Here is a 17,874-nt window from a genome sequence, read left to right on the forward strand (position 1 = left end):
CACCCAGGACCAGGCGGCCGCCGCGCTGCCCGGCCGCCAGTACTGACGCACCGACGGAGCGCGGTGCGCGGGCGGTCCTCGGCGGAGGGCCGCCCGCGCACCGACCACGAAAGGAGGAGCGGCATGCCGACGCAGCCGGTCCTGGAAGTGCGGGGGATCCGCAAGGAGTTCCCGGGCGCGGTCGCGCTGGACGGAGTCGATTTCCGGCTCTTCCCCGGCGAGGTGCACGCGCTGATGGGTGAGAACGGCGCCGGCAAGTCCACTCTGATCAAGGTGCTCACCGGCGTCCACGAATCGGACGGCGGCGAGGTCCGCCTGGCCGGGCAGGTGGTGCGGATCGGCGGCCCGCTGGAGGCCCAGCGGGCCGGGATCGCCACCGTGTACCAGGAGGTCAATCTCTGCCCCAACCTGTCCGTCGCCGAGAACATCCTCATCGGCCGCGAACCGCGCCGCCTCGGCCTGATCCACTGGGCCGAACTCCGGCGCCGGGCTGCCGAATCGGTGGCTGCCCTGGACCTCGACATCGACGTCAGCGCCCCGCTGAACAGCTACTCGATCGCCGTCCAGCAACTCGTCGCGATCGTCCGCGCGGTGGACATCGACGCCAAGGTGCTGATCCTGGACGAGCCGACCTCCAGCCTCGACCGCGACGAGGTCCGCCAACTCTTCACCGTGATGCGCCGGTTGCGCGACCAGGGAGTGGCGATCCTGTTCGTCTCGCACTTCCTGGACCAGATCTACGAGATCTGCGACCGGATGACCATCCTGCGCGGCGGCCGCTTCGAGGGCGAGTACCTGACCAGCGAGCTGAGCCAGGTCGATCTGGTCGCCCGGATGATCGGCGGCGAACTCTCGGGCCTGGCCGAACTGTCCGGCGCCTCCCGTACCGAGCCCACCGGCACGTCCTTCCTGCGCGCCGAAGGACTGGCCCGGCGGGGCGCGGTCGAACCGTACGACCTGGCCATCCGGCCCGGTGAAGTGATCGGCCTGGCCGGGCTGTTGGGCTCCGGACGGACGGAGGCGGCCCGGCTGCTGTTCGGCGCCGACCAGAGCGACCGGGGCACGGTGAAGATCAACGGTGAGACCGCCGCGCTGCGCAGCCCCAAGGCCGCGATCGGCCACGGCATCGCGTTCTGCTCGGAGAACCGCAAGACCGAGGGCCTGATCGCCGAACTGACGGTCCGGGAGAACATCGTCCTGGCCCTCCAGGCCTCCCTCGGCTGGACCAGGCCGCTCTCCCGCACGGCCCAGGACCAGCTGGCGATCCGCTGGATCCGGGCCCTGGACATCCGGCCGAAGGATCCGGAGGCGCTGGTCCGCAACCTCAGTGGAGGCAACCAGCAGAAGGTGCTGCTGGCCCGCTGGCTGATCACCGAACCCAAGCTGCTGATCCTGGACGAGCCCACCCGGGGCATCGACATCGGCGCCAAGACCGAGATCCAGAAGCTGGTGGCGAGGCTCGCCGGCGACGGCATGTCGGTGCTGTTCATCTCCGCCGAGCTGGAGGAGGTGCTCCGGCTCAGCCACCGGGTCGCCGTGCTCCGGGACCACCGCATGGTGGCCGAGCTGCGCAACGACGGCAGGCTCACCCCGGAGCTGATCATGGAGACCATCGCGAGCGGAGCCACGTCGTGAGCACTATCACCCGACACCGTCTGTTCTGGCCGGCCGTGGTGCTGGTCGTCCTGCTGGTGGCCAACCTGGCGTTCACCCCGGACTTCTTCGCGGTCCGGATCAAGGACGGCCACCTCTACGGCAGCCTGGTCGACATCCTGAACTTCGGCTCGCCGCTGATCCTGGTGGCGCTCGGCATGACCCTGGTGATCGCCACCGGAGGCATCGACCTCTCGGTCGGCTCCACCGTCGCGATCGCCGCCGCGCTGGCCTGCCTGCACATCAGCGAGTCCTCGGACCCGGGCAGTGTGACCACCGTGCTCACCGCGGTGGCCATCGCCCTCGGGGTGGCGCTGGTCCTCGGCGCCGCCAACGGCCTGCTGGTGGCCAGGGTCGGGGTACAGCCGATCATCGCCACCCTGATCCTGATGGTGGCGGGGCGCGGCGTCGCCCAGCTCATCACGGACGGCCAGATCATCACCGTCGTCAGTGAGCCGTACAAGCTGATCGGCGGCGGCTACCTGCTCACCGTGCCGTTCGCCGTCCTGCTGGCCGGGGCCGTGGTGCTGCTCGCCACGGCGCTGACCCGGTACACCGCGCTCGGGCTCCTGCTCGAATCGGTCGGCGGCAACCCGGTCGCCAGCCGGCTGGTCGGCATCCGGGCCGGCGGGCTGATCGCCCTGGTCTACGTGGTCAGCGCGGTCTGCGCGGCGCTGGCCGGGCTGATGATCAGCTCCAACGTCTCCAGCGCCGACGGCAACAACGCCGGTCTCTGGATCGAACTCGACGCCATCCTGGCGGTGGTGATCGGCGGCACCTCGCTGAACGGCGGCCGCTTCTCGCTGGGCGGCACCGTGCTCGGCGCGCTGGTCATCCAGACCCTCTCCACCACCGTCTACACCATCGGCATCCCGCCGGAGACCACGCTGGTCTTCAAGGCCGCCGTGGTGATCACCGTCTGCCTGGCCCAGTCGCCGGTCTTCCGGGCCAAGGCCGCCCGCCGGCGCTCGCGCTCCCGCGCCCGCCACGGCGCCAAGCCGGTGTCGCCCGAGAAGCTGGAGGTCGGCGCATGAGCACCGGTACCGTTCTGTCCACCCTGAGCCGCGGCAGCCGCCGCCAACTCCCGCTGCTGGTCACCTCGGTGCTGCTGGTGGCGATGTTCACGGCCGGCTCGGTGAGCTACGAGGGCTTCTTCTCCGGGCAGGTGCTGCTCAACCTGCTGATCGACAACGGCTTCCTGCTGGTGGTCGCGATCGGCATGACCTTCGTGATCCTGACCGGCGGCATCGACCTGTCGGTCGGCGCGATGGTCGCCCTCTCCACGATGATCTCCGCCTGGCTGGTCCAACTCCACGGCTGGCCGCCGCTGGTGGTCATCCCCCTGGTGCTGGCCGCCGGTACCGGGGCCGGCCTGGCGATGGGCTGGGTGATCCAGACCTTCGAGATCCAGCCGTTCATCGTGACGCTGGCGGGCATGTTCCTGGCCCGCGGGCTCTGCTACACGATCAGCGTCGACTCCATCTCGATCACCGACCCGACGTACACGTCGATGGCCCAGACCCGCATCCCGCTGGGGGACCTGTTCGTCTCGCCGAGCGTACTGATCGCCCTGGGCGTGGTGGCGGCGGCGTTCGTCGTGCTGCACTACACGAAGTTCGGCCGCAACGTGTACGCGCTGGGCGGCAGCGAGCAGTCCGCGCTGCTGATGGGTCTGCCGGTCGGCCGGACCAAGATCGCAGTGTACGGGGTGAGCGGCTTCTGCTCCGCGCTCGGCGGCGTGCTGATGACCTTCTACATGCTCTCCGGTTACGGACTGCACGCGGTGGGTCTTGAGCTGGACGCGATCGCCGCCGTGGTGATCGGCGGGACCCTGCTCACCGGTGGCTCCGGCTACCTGCTCGGCACCCTGCTCGGTGTGCTGGTGCTCGGTCTGATCCAGACCGTCATCAGCTTCCAGGGCACGCTCAGCTCCTGGTGGACCAGGATCGTGATCGGCGCGCTGCTCTTCGTCTTCATCCTGCTGCAGCGCCTGATGACGGCCCGACGACGGACCTGAGGCGGGTGTTCGCAAAGTCCGGCGGGACTTTGCAAACACCCCCTGGGGCCTTGTGGGGCCCGGCGCGGGCCACTTTGCAAAGTTCTGGGCGGACTTTGCAAAGTGTGCCGTGCCGGGCCCCGTACGGGCCCACCGGACCCCCGCACGCCGGGTCGGCAACCGCGTCGACGGCGCCCTCGCCGGCCCGGGCGGCCGCCCCGGCGGAACGCACGCGGGCAGCACGACGGAGTCCCTCCAACACTTCCCGCTGGAGGGACTCCGGCACAGGGGCGGCCGCGACCCGAACCGAAAAACCGCCCGCCGCCCCGCCGGCGCGGGGCAGCGGGCGGCTGCTCTCAGAGGCCCTGGACGCTGACGTCGGCGTGCAGCCGGCGCGTGTGGTCGAGCGGCCGGACCGGGCCGGTGAGGCGTAGCGGCACCGCGAAACGGACGTCCGACCCGGAGGCGGCGATCCGCAGCTCCAGGGCGCCCGGTTCGACGATCCGGCGGCCCTCGCGGCCGGTGAACGAGGCCAGGTCGGCCGGGAGCCGGACCGTGACCCGGCAGCCGGCGCCCGAGTCGAGCTCGATCCGCCGGTAGCCGACCAGCCGCTGCTCCGGCTGGACCACGCCGGCGACCGGGTCGTGCAGGTAGAGCTGGACGACCTCGCTGCCGGCCCGGCCGCCGGTGTTGCGCAGGTCGAAGGCGAACCCGAACTCGCCGTCGGTGCCCGTCTCCGCCGTGTCCACCGCGAGGTCGGACCAGGTGAACTCGCTGTAGCCGAGGCCGTGTCCGAAGACGTAGGCGGGCGTCGGGTCGATGTTGGAGACCTCGCCGGCCTGGGCCAGCCGGGCGGCGAGGTAGGTGGACGGCTGGACGCCGGGGTGGGCGGGGACCGAGACGGGGAGCCGCCCGGAGGGGTTGATCCGTCCGCTGAGCACGCCCGCGAGCGCCCGGGTGCCGGCCTCCCCGGGGAAGAAGCACTGCACGATGGCCGCCGCCTCGGTGACGGCGCGCCCGAGCGCGTACGGCCGCCCGGCCAGCAGGGTGAGCACCACCGGCGTGCCGGTGTCCAGCACGGCCTCCAGCAACTCCCGCTGAAGCCCGGGGAGGTCCAGGGTCTGGACGTCGCAGCCCTCGCCGCTGGTGCCGCGGCCGAAGAGCCCGGCCCGGTCGCCGAGGGCGAGCACCACCACGTCGGCGGTCCGAGCGGCCCGTACCGCGTCGGCGATGCCGCCCGGGTCCGTGCCGTCGACCGTCACGCCGCGGACCGTCCACAGTTCGCTGCCGGGGAACTCCGCCGTCAACGTCTCGCGCAGGGTGGGGAGTTCGATGCCGACCGGGGTTTTCGGGTGCTGGCTCCCGACGTGCACGGGGAAGGAGTAGCAGCCGAGGACGGCGGTGGGTTCGTCGCCGTTGGGCCCGATCAGCGCGATCCGCCGGGGCCGGTCCAGCGGGAGCACGCCGTCGTTGCGCAGCAGTACGACGGCCTGTTCGGCGAGTTCGGTGGCGATCGCCCGGTTGGCGGGCCGGTCGAGGTCGACCAGGCCGCGCAGCCGCTCCGGTTCGCTCAGGTCGGTGTCGGCGAGGGCGCCCGGCACCGGGTCCCAGTCGGCGTCCAGCAGGCCGAGTTCGACCTTCTGGACCAGCACCCGGCGCAGCGCCCGGTCGATCACCGACTCCGGGACCGATCCGGCCTCGACGGCGTCCAGCAGCGGCTGTCCGAAGGTCTTCACGGTCGGCAGTTCGACGTCCACTCCACTGGCCAGGGCCAGCCCGGCGGCGTCGGCCCAGTCCTCGGCGACGCCGTGCAGCGTCTTGAGGAAGGCGACGCCGAAGTAGTCGGCGACGACCGTGCCGGTGAAGCCCCAGGTGTCCCGGAGCAGGCCGGTGAGCAGGGCCTCGTCGGCGGCGGACGGCATTCCGTCGGTGTCGGTGTAGGCGTGCATGACCGAGCGGGGCCGGCCTTCGCGGACGGCCATCTCGAAGGGCGGCAGGATGACGTCCGCCCGTTCGCGCGGCCCCATGCTGACCGGCGCGAGGTTGCGCCCGGCCCGCGAGGCGGAGTACCCGGCGAAGTGTTTGAGGGTGGCGACGATCCCGGCGCGCTCCAGGCCCTGGACGTAGGCGGTGGCGACGGTGCCGACCAGGTACGGGTCCTCGCCGATGGTCTCCTCGACGCGCCCCCACCGCGCGTCGCGGACCACGTCGAGCACCGGGGCGAGGCCCTGGTGCACGCCGACCGACCGCATGTCGCGGCCGATGCTCTCGGCCATCCGGCCGACCAGCGCCGGGTTGAAGGTGGCGCCCCAGGACAGCGGGACGGGGTAGGCGGTGGCGCCCCAGGCGGCGAAGCCCGCCAGGCACTCGTCGTGCGCGAGGGCGGGGATGCCGAAGCGGTTGGCGGCGGCGATCCGCTGCTGGCTGCGCAGCAGCGACAGCGCGCCGATCGCCGGGTCGACCGGGGTGGTGCCGAACGGGCGGGTCAACTGGCCGAGCCCGTGCGGGAGTAGTTCGTCGAGGTCGGGCGGTTCCTCCATCTCGTGTTGGTGCGGGGCGACTTCACCGCCCTCGTCGCTGGCGCCCACCCAGACGCCGACCAGTTGGGCGGTCTTCTCGCGCAGGGTCATCGCGGCGATCAGCGCGTCGGCCCGCGCCTCCGCGGAGAGCGTGGCGTCGTGCCAGGCGTGCCGGGCGGGCCGGGTGTTCTGACGGTGGTTCACTTTCCTCCCACACCCATCAGGCCCTGGACCAGGGCGCGGCGGGCGAACAGGTAGACGACGAAGATGGGGAGCACCGACAGGACGACGGCGCTGAGCAGGCCGGGCACGTCCACGCCGTGCTCGGTCTGGAAGTCGTACAGGCCGAGGGTCATCACCTTGGCGCTGTCGGACTGGGTGAGGATCAGCGGGAAGAGGAAGCCGTTCCAGGCCTGGAGGGCGGCGAAGACCACGATGGAGGACAGGCCGCCCTTGGCCAGCGGCAGCACCAGCTGCCGGAAGACCCGGGCCGGCCCGGCGCCGTCGATGGCCATCGCCTCGTACAGCTCGGGGCCGATCTCGCGCATCGCGCCGGTCAGCACCAGGGTGCAGACCGGCAGGCAGAACGCGGCGGTCGGCAGGATGACGCCGATCAGGTGGTCGTACAGGCCGGTCTTGCTGATCACGTAGAACATCGGCACGATCACCGCCTGGGCGGGGATCGCGAGTCCGAGCAGGAACATCCGGAACACCCAGCCCGTCGACCGGCCGCGCGCCCGCACGATCGCGTACGCGAGCGGCGGGACGAGGAGCAGCACGATGGCGACCACGCCGACGGTGACGGCCAGGGTGTTGAGGAAGTCCTTGCCGAACCCGTTGGACATGTCGGTGACGTAGTTCTGCAGGGTCCACTCGCGGGGCAGGCTGAGCGGGCCCTCGGTGGAGTAGTCGGAGCGGGTGCGGAAGGTGGCGATCAGCAGCACGTACAGCGGCAGGCCGACCACCAGCAGCCACACCAGGGAGCCCAGCCCGGCCAGGTAGTTGGGCCGACGGCGCATCAGAGTCCCTCCGCGGTGGAGCGCATGCGGTCGTACCCGGAGAGCCGGACCACCGCGAGCGAGATCAGGGTGGCGACCACCACCAGGACCAGGGCGATGGCCGAGCCGGCGCCGAAGTCGAAGCCCTTGAAGGCCTTCTGGTACATGTAGTAGGCGCTGACCGTGGTGTCCGTGCCGGGGCCGCCCTGGGTGAGGATCAGCACCGTGTCGAAGGTGGTCAGGCCGCCGACCACCATCAGGATCATCGAGGTGATCACGGTGTTGCGCAGCTGCGGCAGGGTGATGTGGATGAACTGCCGCACCCGGCCGGCCCCGTCGACCGCGGCGGCCTGGTAGAGCACCTGCGGGATGGCCCGGGCGCCGCCCTGGTAGATCAGCGCGTGCAGCGGGGTGAACTGCCAGACGCCGACGAAGGTCAGCACCCCGAGCGCGCCGCTGCGGGTGCCGAGCAGGTTGCCGTCGCCGAACAGCCAGGTGAGCTGGGAGGGCAGGCCGAAGTTGGGGTCGAGGACGGCGCGCCACACCACCGAGACCGCGGTCGCGGAGAGCAGCAGCGGGACGAAGTAGATCGCCGACAGCACGGCCCGGTTGCGCTGGTGCCCGGCGGCCCAGACCCCGAGCAGGATGCTGACCGGGGTCTGGGTCACCACGCCGAGGAAGGTGAGCAGCAGGGTGGTCCAGATCGACTCGATCATCACCGGGTCGTCCAGCAGCCGGGTCCAGTTGTCCAGGCCGTTGAACTTCGGTGCGTCGATGCCGTTCCAGCTGGTGAAGGAGAGGACGGCGACCAGGACCAGCGGCACGATCGCGAACAGCAGGAAGAACACGGCGGCGGGCGCCGCCCAGGCGAGGCCCGGGCGGTTCACCCCGACGCCGGAGCGTGTCGCCCCCCTCATGAGGCCGGCAGGGACTGCATCGCCTTGATGAAGCCGTCCGCGTCGATCCGGCCGTTGAAGAACTGCTGGATGGCGGTCTGGAGCGGGGTCATCGCGCTCGGCGGGTACGCCTGGTCCCAGGAGAGCTGGAACGAGGGCGCGGCCTTGACCAGGTCGTACTGGTACTTGGAGTAGGCGGGGCTGGCGGACGCGTCGAGGAAGTTGACGGTGTTGGTGGTGGTCGGCAGGGCGCCGATGCCCAGCTGCGCCTTGACGAAGTCGTCGGAGTACATGAGCTTGAGGAAGGCCGCGGCGGCCTCGGGGTGCTTGGTCTTCTTGAGCACCGAGTAGAAGTTGTTGGTGTTGCCGACCACGGCGGCCGGGTCGCCCTTGCCGCCGCTGAGGGTGGGGAATCCGGTGTAGCCGAGGCCGGACTTGGCGAACTCGGGGTCGGCGTTCTGCTGGGTGGAGTAGTACCAGGAGCCCATCAGCTCGAAGGCGGCCTTGCCCTTGGCGACGAGGGCGGGTGAACCGCCGTCGGTGAACTTCACCGAGTCGAAGTTGCTGCCGAAGGCCCCGGTGTCGGCCAGTTCCTTGAGGGTGGAGAGCGCCTTGCGGCTGTCCGCGCTCTCCCAGGCGGTCTTGTCGCCGCCGAGGGCCCGCTCGAACAGGCCAGGACCGGCGATCCGGTCGTACAGGTACTCGAACCACATCATGGTGGGCCACTTGTCGCCGCCGCCGAGGGCGATCGGGGTGACGCCCTTGGCCTTCAACGCCTTGGTGGTGGCTATCAGTTCGTCCCAGGTCTTCGGCGCGGTGAGGCCCGCGTCGGCGAGCACCTTCTTGTTGTGGAACAGCAGGACCGGCTGGGTGCCGCGCATCGGTATCCCGTACGGTTTGCCGTCCACCACCGCCGAGTTGAAGACGGACGGCAGGAAGTTGTCCTTCAATCCCGGGTCCTGGGCGATGAAGCCGTCCAGCGGGAGCAGGAGGTCCGCCTTGACGAACGGCTGGATGGAGCCGCCGCCCCAGTTGAAGAAGATGTCGGGAGCCTGCGGGGTGCTGATCACGGTCTGGAGCTTCTGCTGGTAGTCCGCACCGGGGACGGTGTCCAGGACCAGCTTGACCTTGGAGGTCTTGTTGAAGGTCTCGACGAGCTGCTTCTCGACCTTGTTGGCAGCGTCGCCGTAGACCATCACGTGGATCGTCCCGGAGCCCGCGTCGGAGGAGCCGCCGCTGGACCCGCAGGCGGCGGTCGTACCCAGGACGAGCGCGGTGGCCGCGGCGATCGCGACGATTCTCGGACCCATACCCTGACCTCGATTTCGAATGTTTCGAGCGAAGTGGCGAATGTTTTGGGAAACTTAGGCCCGCCTCCGTCGCCAGTCAAGGGTTTCGACAGGGGGCCGGTCCGGCCCGCCGACGGGTTAGCATCCGTCCGACCGTGGCCGTCCATGGCAGGGATCGCCCAGCAGGGGCAGTGCAGGAGGAACTCGTGACCAGACCGGCGACCCTCGCCGAGATCGCGCAACAGGCCGGAGTCTCCGCGCCGACTGTTTCGAAAGTCCTGAACGGGCGGGCCGACGTCGCCCCGGCCACCCGGGAGCGGGTGGAGGAGTTGCTGCGCCGGCACGGCTACCGGCGGCGGCGCGGCACCGCCCAGGTCAGCCCGCTGCTCGAACTGGTCTTCCACGAGCTGGAGAGCGCCTGGGCGATGGAGGTGATCCGCGGGGTCGAGAACGTGGTGCGCGAGGAGGGCCTGAGCATCGTGCTCTCCGAGTCCTCCGGGCGGCTGAGCCCCGGCCAGTCCTGGGTGGACGGCGTGCTCGCCCGGCGCCCCACCGGCGTGCTGCTGGTGCTCTCCGACCTGGACCGCCTCCAGCGGCAGCAGCTGGCAGGCCGGGACATCCCGTTCGTGGTGATCGACCCGGCCGGCGACCCGGGCCAGGAGGTGCCCGCGGTCGGCACCACCAACTGGGACGGCGGCCTGGCCGCCACCCGCCACCTGGTCGATCTCGGCCACCGCCGGATCGGCCTGATCGGCGGCCCTGGCCGGATGATGTGCAGCCGGGCCCGCGCCGACGGCTACCGCGCGGCGCTCGACATGGCCGGTATCGCGTACGACCCTGAGCTGGTCCGCGAGGGCGATTTCCACCACGAGGCCGGACGGCGGGTGGGCCTGGAACTGCTGAACCTGCCCGACCGGCCGACCGCCGTGTTCGCCGGCAACGACCTCCAGGCGCTCGGCCTGTACGAGGCCGCCCGCGAGCTGGGGCTGCGCATCCCGGAGGACCTCAGCGTGGTCGGCTTCGACGACCTGCCGCTGGCCCGCTGGGTGGGCCCGCCGCTGACCACCGTGCGCCAGCCGCTGACCGAGATGGCCGAGGTCGCGGCCCGCCTGGTGATCGACCTGGCCCGCGGGGGGCGGCCGGGAACGCTCCGGGTGGACCTCGCCACCAGCCTGGTCGAGCGCAGCAGCACCGCCCCGCCGCGCGGCACGGCCGGGTCCGGGTACCTCCACGCGGACGGTTGACGGACGGACGGGCCGGTCCTAGGGTCACCGATCGGAATCGGCAGATGTAGCGAAAGTTTCGGCCGTCTTTTATCGGCCCCCGCCCTGCCGGTGCTCCACGCCCCACCGCACGTCCAGCTCTTTCCCCACCCGAGAAGAGAAGGGACCACGCCGGTGCCAGTCCGGACGCTCCGCCCGGGGAACACCCCCGACCCGAGTAGCACCCCCCACCCGAGGAACACCCGCCGCGCCCTCGGCACCCTCGCCGCCGTCGCCACCGCAACCGCCCTGGCGGCGGCGGCCCTGCTCCCGGCCGGCCAGGCCGGCGCGGCGGGGACGAGCCTGCGCACCCTCGCCGAGGCGAAGGGGATCTACTTCGGCACCGCCATCACCCAGGGCGACCTGAACAACGCCGCCCTCACCACCATCGCCGGCGGCCAGTTCGGCATGCTCACCCCGGCCAACGAGATGAAGTGGGACACCGTCGAACCCTCGCCGGGAAGCTTCAACTTCGGCCCCGGTGACCGGCTCGCCGCCTTCGCCCAGGCCAACTCGATGAAGCTGCGCGGCCACACCCTGGTCTGGCACAACCAACTGCCCTCCTGGGTCAGCAACCTGCCCAACGGCCAGGTGCAGGGCGCGATGCGCAACCACATCACCAACACGGCCACCCACTACAAGGGCAAGCTCTACGCCTGGGACGTGGTGAACGAGCCGTTCAACGAGGACGGCAGCTTCCGCAACGACGCCTTCTACCGGGCCATGGGCAGCGGCTACGTCGCCGACGCGCTGCGGACCGCCCGCGCCGCCGACCCGGGCGCCAAGCTGTACCTGAACGACTACAACATCGAGGGCCTGAACCCGAAGAGCGACGCCATGTACAACCTGGTGAAGTCGCTCAAGAGCCAGGGCGTGCCGCTGGACGGCGTCGGCTTCCAGGCCCACTTCATCCTCGGTCAGGTCCCGTCGAGCCTGAAGGCCAACCTCCAACGGTTCACGGCGCTCGGCGTCGAGGTCGCCGTCACCGAACTCGACGACCGGATCAAGCTGCCCGCGAGCAGCGCCGACCTGGCCCAGCAGGGGCGGGACTACGCCAGTGTGATCAACACCTGCCTGGCCGTCACCGGCTGTGTCGGCCTCACCCAGTGGGGCGTCGGCGACGCCGACTCGTGGATCCCCGGCACCTTCCCCGGTGAGGGCGACGGCACCATGTACGACCGGGGCTACCGGCCGAAGCCCGCCTACACGGCCTCGGCCGAGGCCCTCGGCGGATCCACCTCCACCCCCTCGCCGACCTCGTCGCCGACGGCCAGCCCCACCGCCAGTCCGACGGCGAGCCCGACCGGCGGGGCGGCCTGCAAGGTGACCGGCGAGACCAACGCCTGGAACACCGGGCTGACCGACAACCTCACCGTCACCAACACCGGCTCCATCCCCGTCAACGGCTGGGCGCTGGCCTTCACCCTGCCCGCCGGGCAGACCGTCACCGGCGCCTGGAACGCGACCATCAGCCCGTCCTCCGGCCCGGTCACCGCCCGGAACCTCGGCTACAACGGCACCATCGCCCCCGGCGCCTCGGTCTCCTTCGGCTACCAGGCCACCCACACGGGCAACGCGGGCCTCCCCGCCCAGTTCACCCTGAACGGCGCTCCCTGCACCGTCGGCTGACGCTCCCCGCCCACGCCGAGGGCCGGCACCCCACGACGGGGGTGCGGGCCCTTGGCGGTGGTCACGGCCGGGTCCGTCAGACGAACCGCGGCCAGGATCCGTCAGGCGGTGCCGAGATCAGGCGCAGGTCGCGCCGTTCAGGGTGAACGCGGTCGGCACCGGGTTCGCACCCGAGTACGTGGCCTGGAACCCGAAGCTCGCGCTGCCGCCCGGGGCCAGCGTGCCGTTCCAGCCGGCGTCCCGCGCGGTCACCGCGCCGCCCGACTGGGTCACCGTCGCGTTCCACGCGCCGGTGATCCGCTGGTCACCCGCGAAGCTCCAGCCGAGCGTCCAGCCGGAGACCGTCGACGCGCCCGTGTTCTTCACGGTCACCGTCGCGGTGAAGCCGTTGCCCCACGCGTTCTCGACCTTGTACGCCACCGAGCAGGACGCCGCCGGGGGCGCCGTGTCGTCGTCCGCCTCGGTCGCCGTGAACGTCGCCGTCTGCGCGCCCGCGCCGCCCGCCGAGAACACCGCGCTGCCCGCGACCGCGTCGGCGTCCTGCGCGGCCGACAGCGAAACCTGCTGCGCCGTGGCCCAGTTGGCCGGGGTGAACACCAGCGTCGACCCCGCCGCCACGGACAGGTCCGGGTCGCCGGAGGTACGCGCGACCGTCACCGTGACGTTCTGCGCGGGCGCCGCCGACAGCCGGACCCCGACCGCCGCCGAACCGCCCTCGGGGACGGTCACCGCCGCCGGCGCCACCTGCACCGCGGGCACCGCCGGGGTGGCGCGGCGCTCCGCGGCGAAGGCCGCGAGCCAGGCCAGGGAGGCGTTCCAGTTGATCGCGACCTCGTTGGTGGAGTACGAGCCGATGTCGTCGACGTAGCAGGCGGCCGGCGCGCAGCCGGCGAGCTTCTCCTTCGCCACCGGGTCCTCAAGACCCGCGTTCGGCCCGCCCGCGAAGGAGCCGGCCGGCGGGTGCGGCAGCGAGGCGTCGTTCTGGTGCGCCCAGAAGCGGTGGTGCTGGTTCTCGGAGGCGCGTTCGCCGTAGCCGCTGACGTACGAGCGGTCCAGGGCGTTGCGGCCCAGGAGGTAGTCCAGCGACTCCAGCGCGCCCGTCCGGTAGCGCTGCGCACCGGTGAGGTCGTACGCGACACCCAGCACCATCGCGTTGTTGGCCACGGAGCTGTTGGAGCCCCACACGTAGGCGTCGGAGGTCAGCGGCACCGCGTAGCCCTGGCCGGCCATGACGGACAGGTGGTAGTCGGCGGCCGAGGTCAGCTGGCCGCGCAGCCGGGTCACGTCGTCGGCGGGCAGCGCGACGCCCGGGACGGTCGCGAGGGTGATCCGGCCGAGCGTGGCGGTGCCGCCCCACCAGAAGCCGTCCACCGGCTTGGCGTGGTGCGGGGAGGAGGTCACCGCGTCCCGGTACTTCGACTCGCCGGTGGTGGCGAGGAGTTCGGCCGCCGCCCAGTAGAACTCGTCGGAGACGTCGGCGTCCTCGTAGGCGCCGCCGCCGGTGTTGTCGGTCGCCAGGGCAAGGACGGCGGGGTTGGCCTTGGCGGCCGTCCAGGCGCGCTGGGCCGCGTCCAGGCAGCGGGCGGCGAAGGCCTGGTCGTACGGGGCGTAGACCCGGGCGCACTGTGCCGCGGTGGCCGCCAGGTTGAGCGTGGCGGCGGTCGAGGGCTTGTGCAACTCGCGCTGTTCCGGGTCGAGTTCGGGCCTGGTGGGCAGCGCGGTCCATTTGTCGTCATGCATCTTGTGGAAGGCCATGCCGGCCATCGGCTTGCCGGCCGGGACCTGCATCCGCAGCAGGAAGTCCAGCTCCCAGCGGGCCTCGTCCAGGATGTCCGGCACCCCGTTGCCGCGCTCCGGCACCCGGAGGGTGGAGTCGCCGAGCGCCGCGTCGCCGCCGGAACGGCGGGCGCGCTCGAAGGAGTTGACGATCTCCCAGGTGGCGATGCCGCCGTTCACGACGTACTTGCCCTGGTCGCCGGCGTCGTACCAGCCGCCGCGCACGTCCAGCCGGTAGTCGCAGACCCCGGCCTGGCAGGGCACGCTGGTGTCGCCCTTGTTCGGTGCCACGCCGAGGTGGCCGGCGGGGTGGGCGTAGGCGCTGCCGGCCAGGGCCGCGTCGATCGCGATACCGCTGCGCTGCTGGTAGAAGAAGTTCAGGCTGTCGGAGCGGAGGCCGTCGTAGAGCGAGGCCGAGATGTCGAACGGGTGGCTGGCCTGACCGTCGACCACCAGGGTGAAGCCGGTGCCGGTGCCGGTGTAGGCGCCGAAGTCCGCGAGGTGGGTGGACTGGCCGGACGCGTGGTCGGCGCCCTGCACCGTGGTGGAGCCCGAGGCGACCTGCGCGCCGGAGGCGTTGCGCAGCTGCCAGGCCAGCGGGGCGGTGGCGGAGCTGATCACGGTGGCCCGCTTGGGGCCGTCGGGCAGGTAGCCGAGCTGGTTGACCCGGACCGGGAAGTCGGCAGCGAGAGCGGTGGAGCCGGCCGAGGCGGCGGAGGCGGCTGCTTGTGCGCTGGCGGCGCTGACGGCGGTGGCGGTGAGGCCGCCGCCGGCCAGGGCGAGAGCCGTGAGCAAGGCGGCCGTGCGGCGTGGCACGACGCGGGCGGGAGTGGCAGGAGGCACGGGTGGGGCCTTCCTCGGTGGGGGAGTGCGCGGGAGGTGGGAGCCACGGATGGGAGCGCTCCCACGCGCCCAATGAAGCCAGCCACGCCAGGGTGGCGTCAAGGAGTCGCGCGCGAAAGGCCAGTGACGCACCGTCAGAACAGTGGCTCAACTCGCCTTCCCGGGGCTGGTGGTGGCCGAGAGTCGCACGGTTCGGTCTGGTGGCGCGCACGGGCCCGAGCCGGCTTTACGGCCACTTTCGGAAATCTTTCGAGTCGTGAAGGAATTTGTGACCGGATTTGGTTCCGCCGGGGGTGGGATGTGCCGGCCGCCGCGTGCCCGGCGCACGGTCCGGTCGGGTCGACGCCCGCTCCGGGACGGTCCGGGCGGCCTCGACGGGCCGGGTCGCGGGGGAGGGGGCGATGGTGGCGGGCCGGCGGCGTGCGGTGCCGCCGGACCTTCGGTGACCTGCGGGGGAGCACGGGTTCCGACGGGCGGGGCAGGCGGGTGGCGGGGCTCGGCCACGGCGCGGCGGGCATTGTCGTCCAACGCGGGATTCGGGCCCCCGGCCGCCTCCACCGTCGAGGCCGATCCTCCGGAAATTGCCCATCGCTTCCTCAACTCGCGTGAGGCGTAGGGACCTTGAAAAGACCCGCGTTCAACTCCTGAATGCTGCACGGGGTCTTGACGCTTCCACACGGCCGTGGATTGATATGCCGTGAACTCAGGGCTCGCCCTGAGGTGCGGAGTGTTTCGACCCCGCCGAGCGGCGAACAGCGCCACCCACCCACCCCTGCTGTTACACCCGCGCCGCTTTCCGCTCGCCTCGAATGGGAGCGCTCCCACAGTCTCCCGCGCACTCCGCCCCCCCTCGGATCTCCTCACCCCACCCGAAAGGAATCCGCAACGTGTCAGGACAGTTGCTCCGCCGGCTCAGGACGGCCACCATGGCCGTCACGCTGAGCGCGGCCTCCCTGGTCCCCATCGCCGGGGCGGTGACCCCGGCGCACGCCGCCGCCAGGGTCGACAACCCGTTCGTCGGCGCCGGCGTCTACGTGAACCCGGACTGGTCCGCGAGGGCCGCCGCCGAGCCTGGCGGTTCGGCCGTGGCCAACCAGCCCACCTCGCTCTGGCTGGACCGGATCGCCGCGATCAACGGCACCACCGGCAAGATGGGCCTGCGGGCCCACCTCAACGAGGCCGTCCGGCAGGCCGCCGGAAAGCCGTACGTCTTCCAGGTCGTGATCTACAACCTGCCCGGTCGCGACTGCGCCGCGCTGGCCTCCAACGGCGAGCTCGGACCGACCGAGATCGACCGCTACAAGACCGAGTACGTCGACCCGATCGCGGCCATCATCGCCGACCCGGCCTACGCCAACCTGCGGATCGTCACCACGATCGAACTCGACTCGCTGCCCAACCTGGTCACCAACGCGGGCGGCACCGCCACCGCCACGCCGGCCTGTGACGTGATGAAGGCCAACGGCAACTACGTGACCGGCGTCGGCTACGCGCTGAACAAGCTGGGCGCGATCCCGAACGTCTACAACTACATCGACGCCGGCCACCACGGCTGGCTGGGCTGGGACTCCAACCTCGGCCCCAGCGTCAACCTGCTCCACCAGGCCGCGACCTCCTCCGGATCCACCGTTGCCAACGTGCAGGGCTTCGTGACCAACACCGCCAACTACTCGGCGCTGAAGGAGCCGTACTTCACGATTGACGACACGGTGAACGGCCAGCCGATCCGGGCCACCTCCAAGTGGGTGGACTGGAACCGGTCGGTGGACGAGCTGGGCTACGCCAAGGCGTTCCGGGAGAAGGCCGTCGAGGCCGGTTTCGACGCCAACGTCGGTATGCTGATCGACACTTCGCGCAACGGCTGGGGCGGCCCGAACCGGCCGACCGGGCCGGGTGCGAAGACCTCGGCCGACACCTACGTGGACGGCGGGCGGATCGACCGGCGCTTCCAGTTGGGCAACTGGTGCAACCAGGCCGGTGCGGGCCTCGGCGAGCGGCCGACCGCCGCCCCCGAGCCGGGCATCGACGCCTACGTGTGGGTGAAGCCCCCGGGCGAGTCGGACGGCGCCAGCCAGTACATCCCGAACGACCAGGGCAAGGGCGCCGACCAGATGTGCGACCCGGCCTACACCGGGAACGTGCGCAACAACTTCAAGATGTCGGGTGCGCTGGGGGGTGCTCCGCTGGCCGGTGAGTGGTTCTCCGCCCAGTTCCGGGAGCTGCTGGCCAACGCCTACCCGCCGGTGAACGGCGGCGGCACCCCGACCGACACCGTCGCGCCGTCCGTCCCGACCGGGCTGGCCGGCACGACCACCGCGACCGGCGCCTCGCTGAGCTGGACCGCCTCCACCGACAACGTCGGGGTGACGGGCTACCAGGTCTTCCGCAACGGCGTGCAGGTCGGCACCTCGACCACCACCTCGTACACGGACAGCGGCCTGACCGCCTCGACCGCCTACAGCTACACGGTCAAGGCCCGGGACGCGGCGGGCAACGTGTCGGCCGCCTCCGCCGCGCTGAGCCTCACCACCCAGGCCGGTGGCGGCGGCAACCCGGGCACCGGGGGCTGCACCGCGACCTACAAGGTGAGCAGTGACTGGGGCTCCGGTTTCAACGCCGACGTCACAGTCACCAACACCGGCACCGCGGCCGTCAATTCCTGGAAGGTCACCTGGACCTGGCCCGGCAGCCAGCAGATCACCAATCTGTGGAACGGCAGCCTGACCCAGAGCGGCGCGTCCGTCTCGGTCGCCAACGCGGGCTACAACGGCAGCCTCGCGGCCGGCGGCAGCACCGCCTTCGGCTTCGGCGCCGGCTACTCGGGCGGCAACACCGCTCCCACCCTGAGCTGCACCGCCACCGGCTGACGGCGGCGCGCTGAGCGCGGCGGCCGACCCCACACGGCAGTGGGGTCGGCCGTCCGGCGTGTCGGTTTCATTTCCATGGTTATTCGATGCCAATTCGATGATTTCAGGGGATTTCTCGGCTCCAATTAATGGACTTGACACTAAAT

The 17,874-nt window shown here is 71.4% G+C and carries 11 protein-coding genes; 6 read left to right on the plus strand and 5 right to left on the minus strand.

The window, feature by feature from the left end:
• Positions 1-123: 123 nt before the first annotated feature.
• From ACFP3U_RS27780 to yjfF, 3 genes are read left to right on the plus strand one after another with little or no spacing between them, the layout of a single operon-like run.
• A complete protein-coding gene (locus ACFP3U_RS27780) occupies positions 124-1,635 on the plus strand; it encodes a sugar ABC transporter ATP-binding protein (protein WP_380228449.1) in 1,512 nt (503 codons plus the stop codon).
• Positions 1,632-2,687, plus strand: coding sequence for an ABC transporter permease (locus ACFP3U_RS27785; protein WP_380228450.1), 1,056 nt, complete (start codon positions 1,632-1,634; stop codon positions 2,685-2,687). The genes ACFP3U_RS27780 and ACFP3U_RS27785 overlap by 4 nt, the downstream gene beginning before the upstream one ends.
• Positions 2,684-3,670, plus strand: coding sequence for a galactofuranose ABC transporter, permease protein YjfF (yjfF, locus tag ACFP3U_RS27790; RefSeq protein WP_380228451.1), 987 nt, complete (start codon positions 2,684-2,686; stop codon positions 3,668-3,670). The genes ACFP3U_RS27785 and yjfF overlap by 4 nt, the downstream gene beginning before the upstream one ends.
• A 335-nt stretch (positions 3,671-4,005) precedes the next feature.
• Here the strand turns inward: yjfF and ACFP3U_RS27795 are convergent, their stop codons facing one another.
• Genes ACFP3U_RS27795 through ACFP3U_RS27810 form a run of 4 tightly spaced genes read right to left on the minus strand, consistent with a single transcriptional unit; the run spans position 4,006 to position 9,372 of the window.
• On the minus strand, positions 4,006-6,372 hold the full coding sequence (locus ACFP3U_RS27795; protein WP_465261976.1) for a beta-xylosidase/alpha-l-arabinosidase: 2,367 nt from the start codon (positions 6,370-6,372) through the stop codon (positions 4,006-4,008).
• The gene (locus ACFP3U_RS27800) at positions 6,369-7,187 is read right to left on the minus strand and encodes a carbohydrate ABC transporter permease (protein WP_380228452.1); all 819 of its coding nucleotides are present in this window, start codon (positions 7,185-7,187) and stop codon (positions 6,369-6,371) included. The genes ACFP3U_RS27795 and ACFP3U_RS27800 overlap by 4 nt, the downstream gene beginning before the upstream one ends.
• A complete protein-coding gene (locus ACFP3U_RS27805) occupies positions 7,187-8,083 on the minus strand; it encodes a carbohydrate ABC transporter permease (RefSeq protein ID WP_380228453.1) in 897 nt (298 codons plus the stop codon). Before ACFP3U_RS27805 ends, ACFP3U_RS27800 begins: the two co-directional genes overlap by 1 nt.
• A complete protein-coding gene (locus ACFP3U_RS27810) occupies positions 8,080-9,372 on the minus strand; it encodes an ABC transporter substrate-binding protein (RefSeq protein WP_380228454.1) in 1,293 nt (430 codons plus the stop codon). The genes ACFP3U_RS27805 and ACFP3U_RS27810 overlap by 4 nt, the downstream gene beginning before the upstream one ends.
• A 185-nt stretch (positions 9,373-9,557) precedes the next feature.
• On the opposite strand from ACFP3U_RS27810, the gene ACFP3U_RS27815 reads away from it, so the two are divergent.
• Positions 9,558-10,595, plus strand: a complete 1,038-nt coding sequence (locus ACFP3U_RS27815; RefSeq protein ID WP_380228455.1) for a LacI family DNA-binding transcriptional regulator — start codon at positions 9,558-9,560, stop codon at positions 10,593-10,595.
• A 153-nt stretch (positions 10,596-10,748) separates the two neighbouring features.
• Complete coding sequence (locus ACFP3U_RS27820) at positions 10,749-12,242, plus strand: endo-1,4-beta-xylanase (protein WP_380228456.1); 1,494 nt, start codon at positions 10,749-10,751, stop codon at positions 12,240-12,242.
• A 117-nt stretch (positions 12,243-12,359) separates the two neighbouring features.
• On the opposite strand, the gene ACFP3U_RS27825 is transcribed toward ACFP3U_RS27820, so the two are convergent.
• Complete coding sequence (locus ACFP3U_RS27825; protein ID WP_380228457.1) at positions 12,360-14,861, minus strand: glycoside hydrolase family 9 protein; 2,502 nt, start codon at positions 14,859-14,861, stop codon at positions 12,360-12,362.
• Between the two features lie 926 nt (positions 14,862-15,787).
• On the opposite strand from ACFP3U_RS27825, the gene ACFP3U_RS27830 reads away from it, so the two are divergent.
• Positions 15,788-17,728: a glycoside hydrolase family 6 protein gene (locus ACFP3U_RS27830; RefSeq protein ID WP_380228489.1), complete on the plus strand. Its 1,941-nt coding sequence runs from the start codon at positions 15,788-15,790 to the stop codon at positions 17,726-17,728.
• The last annotated feature ends 146 nt before the right edge of the window (positions 17,729-17,874 follow it).

It is taken from the genome of Kitasatospora misakiensis (assembly GCF_042656005.1).
Lineage (GTDB): Bacteria > Actinomycetota > Actinomycetes > Streptomycetales > Streptomycetaceae > Kitasatospora > Kitasatospora misakiensis.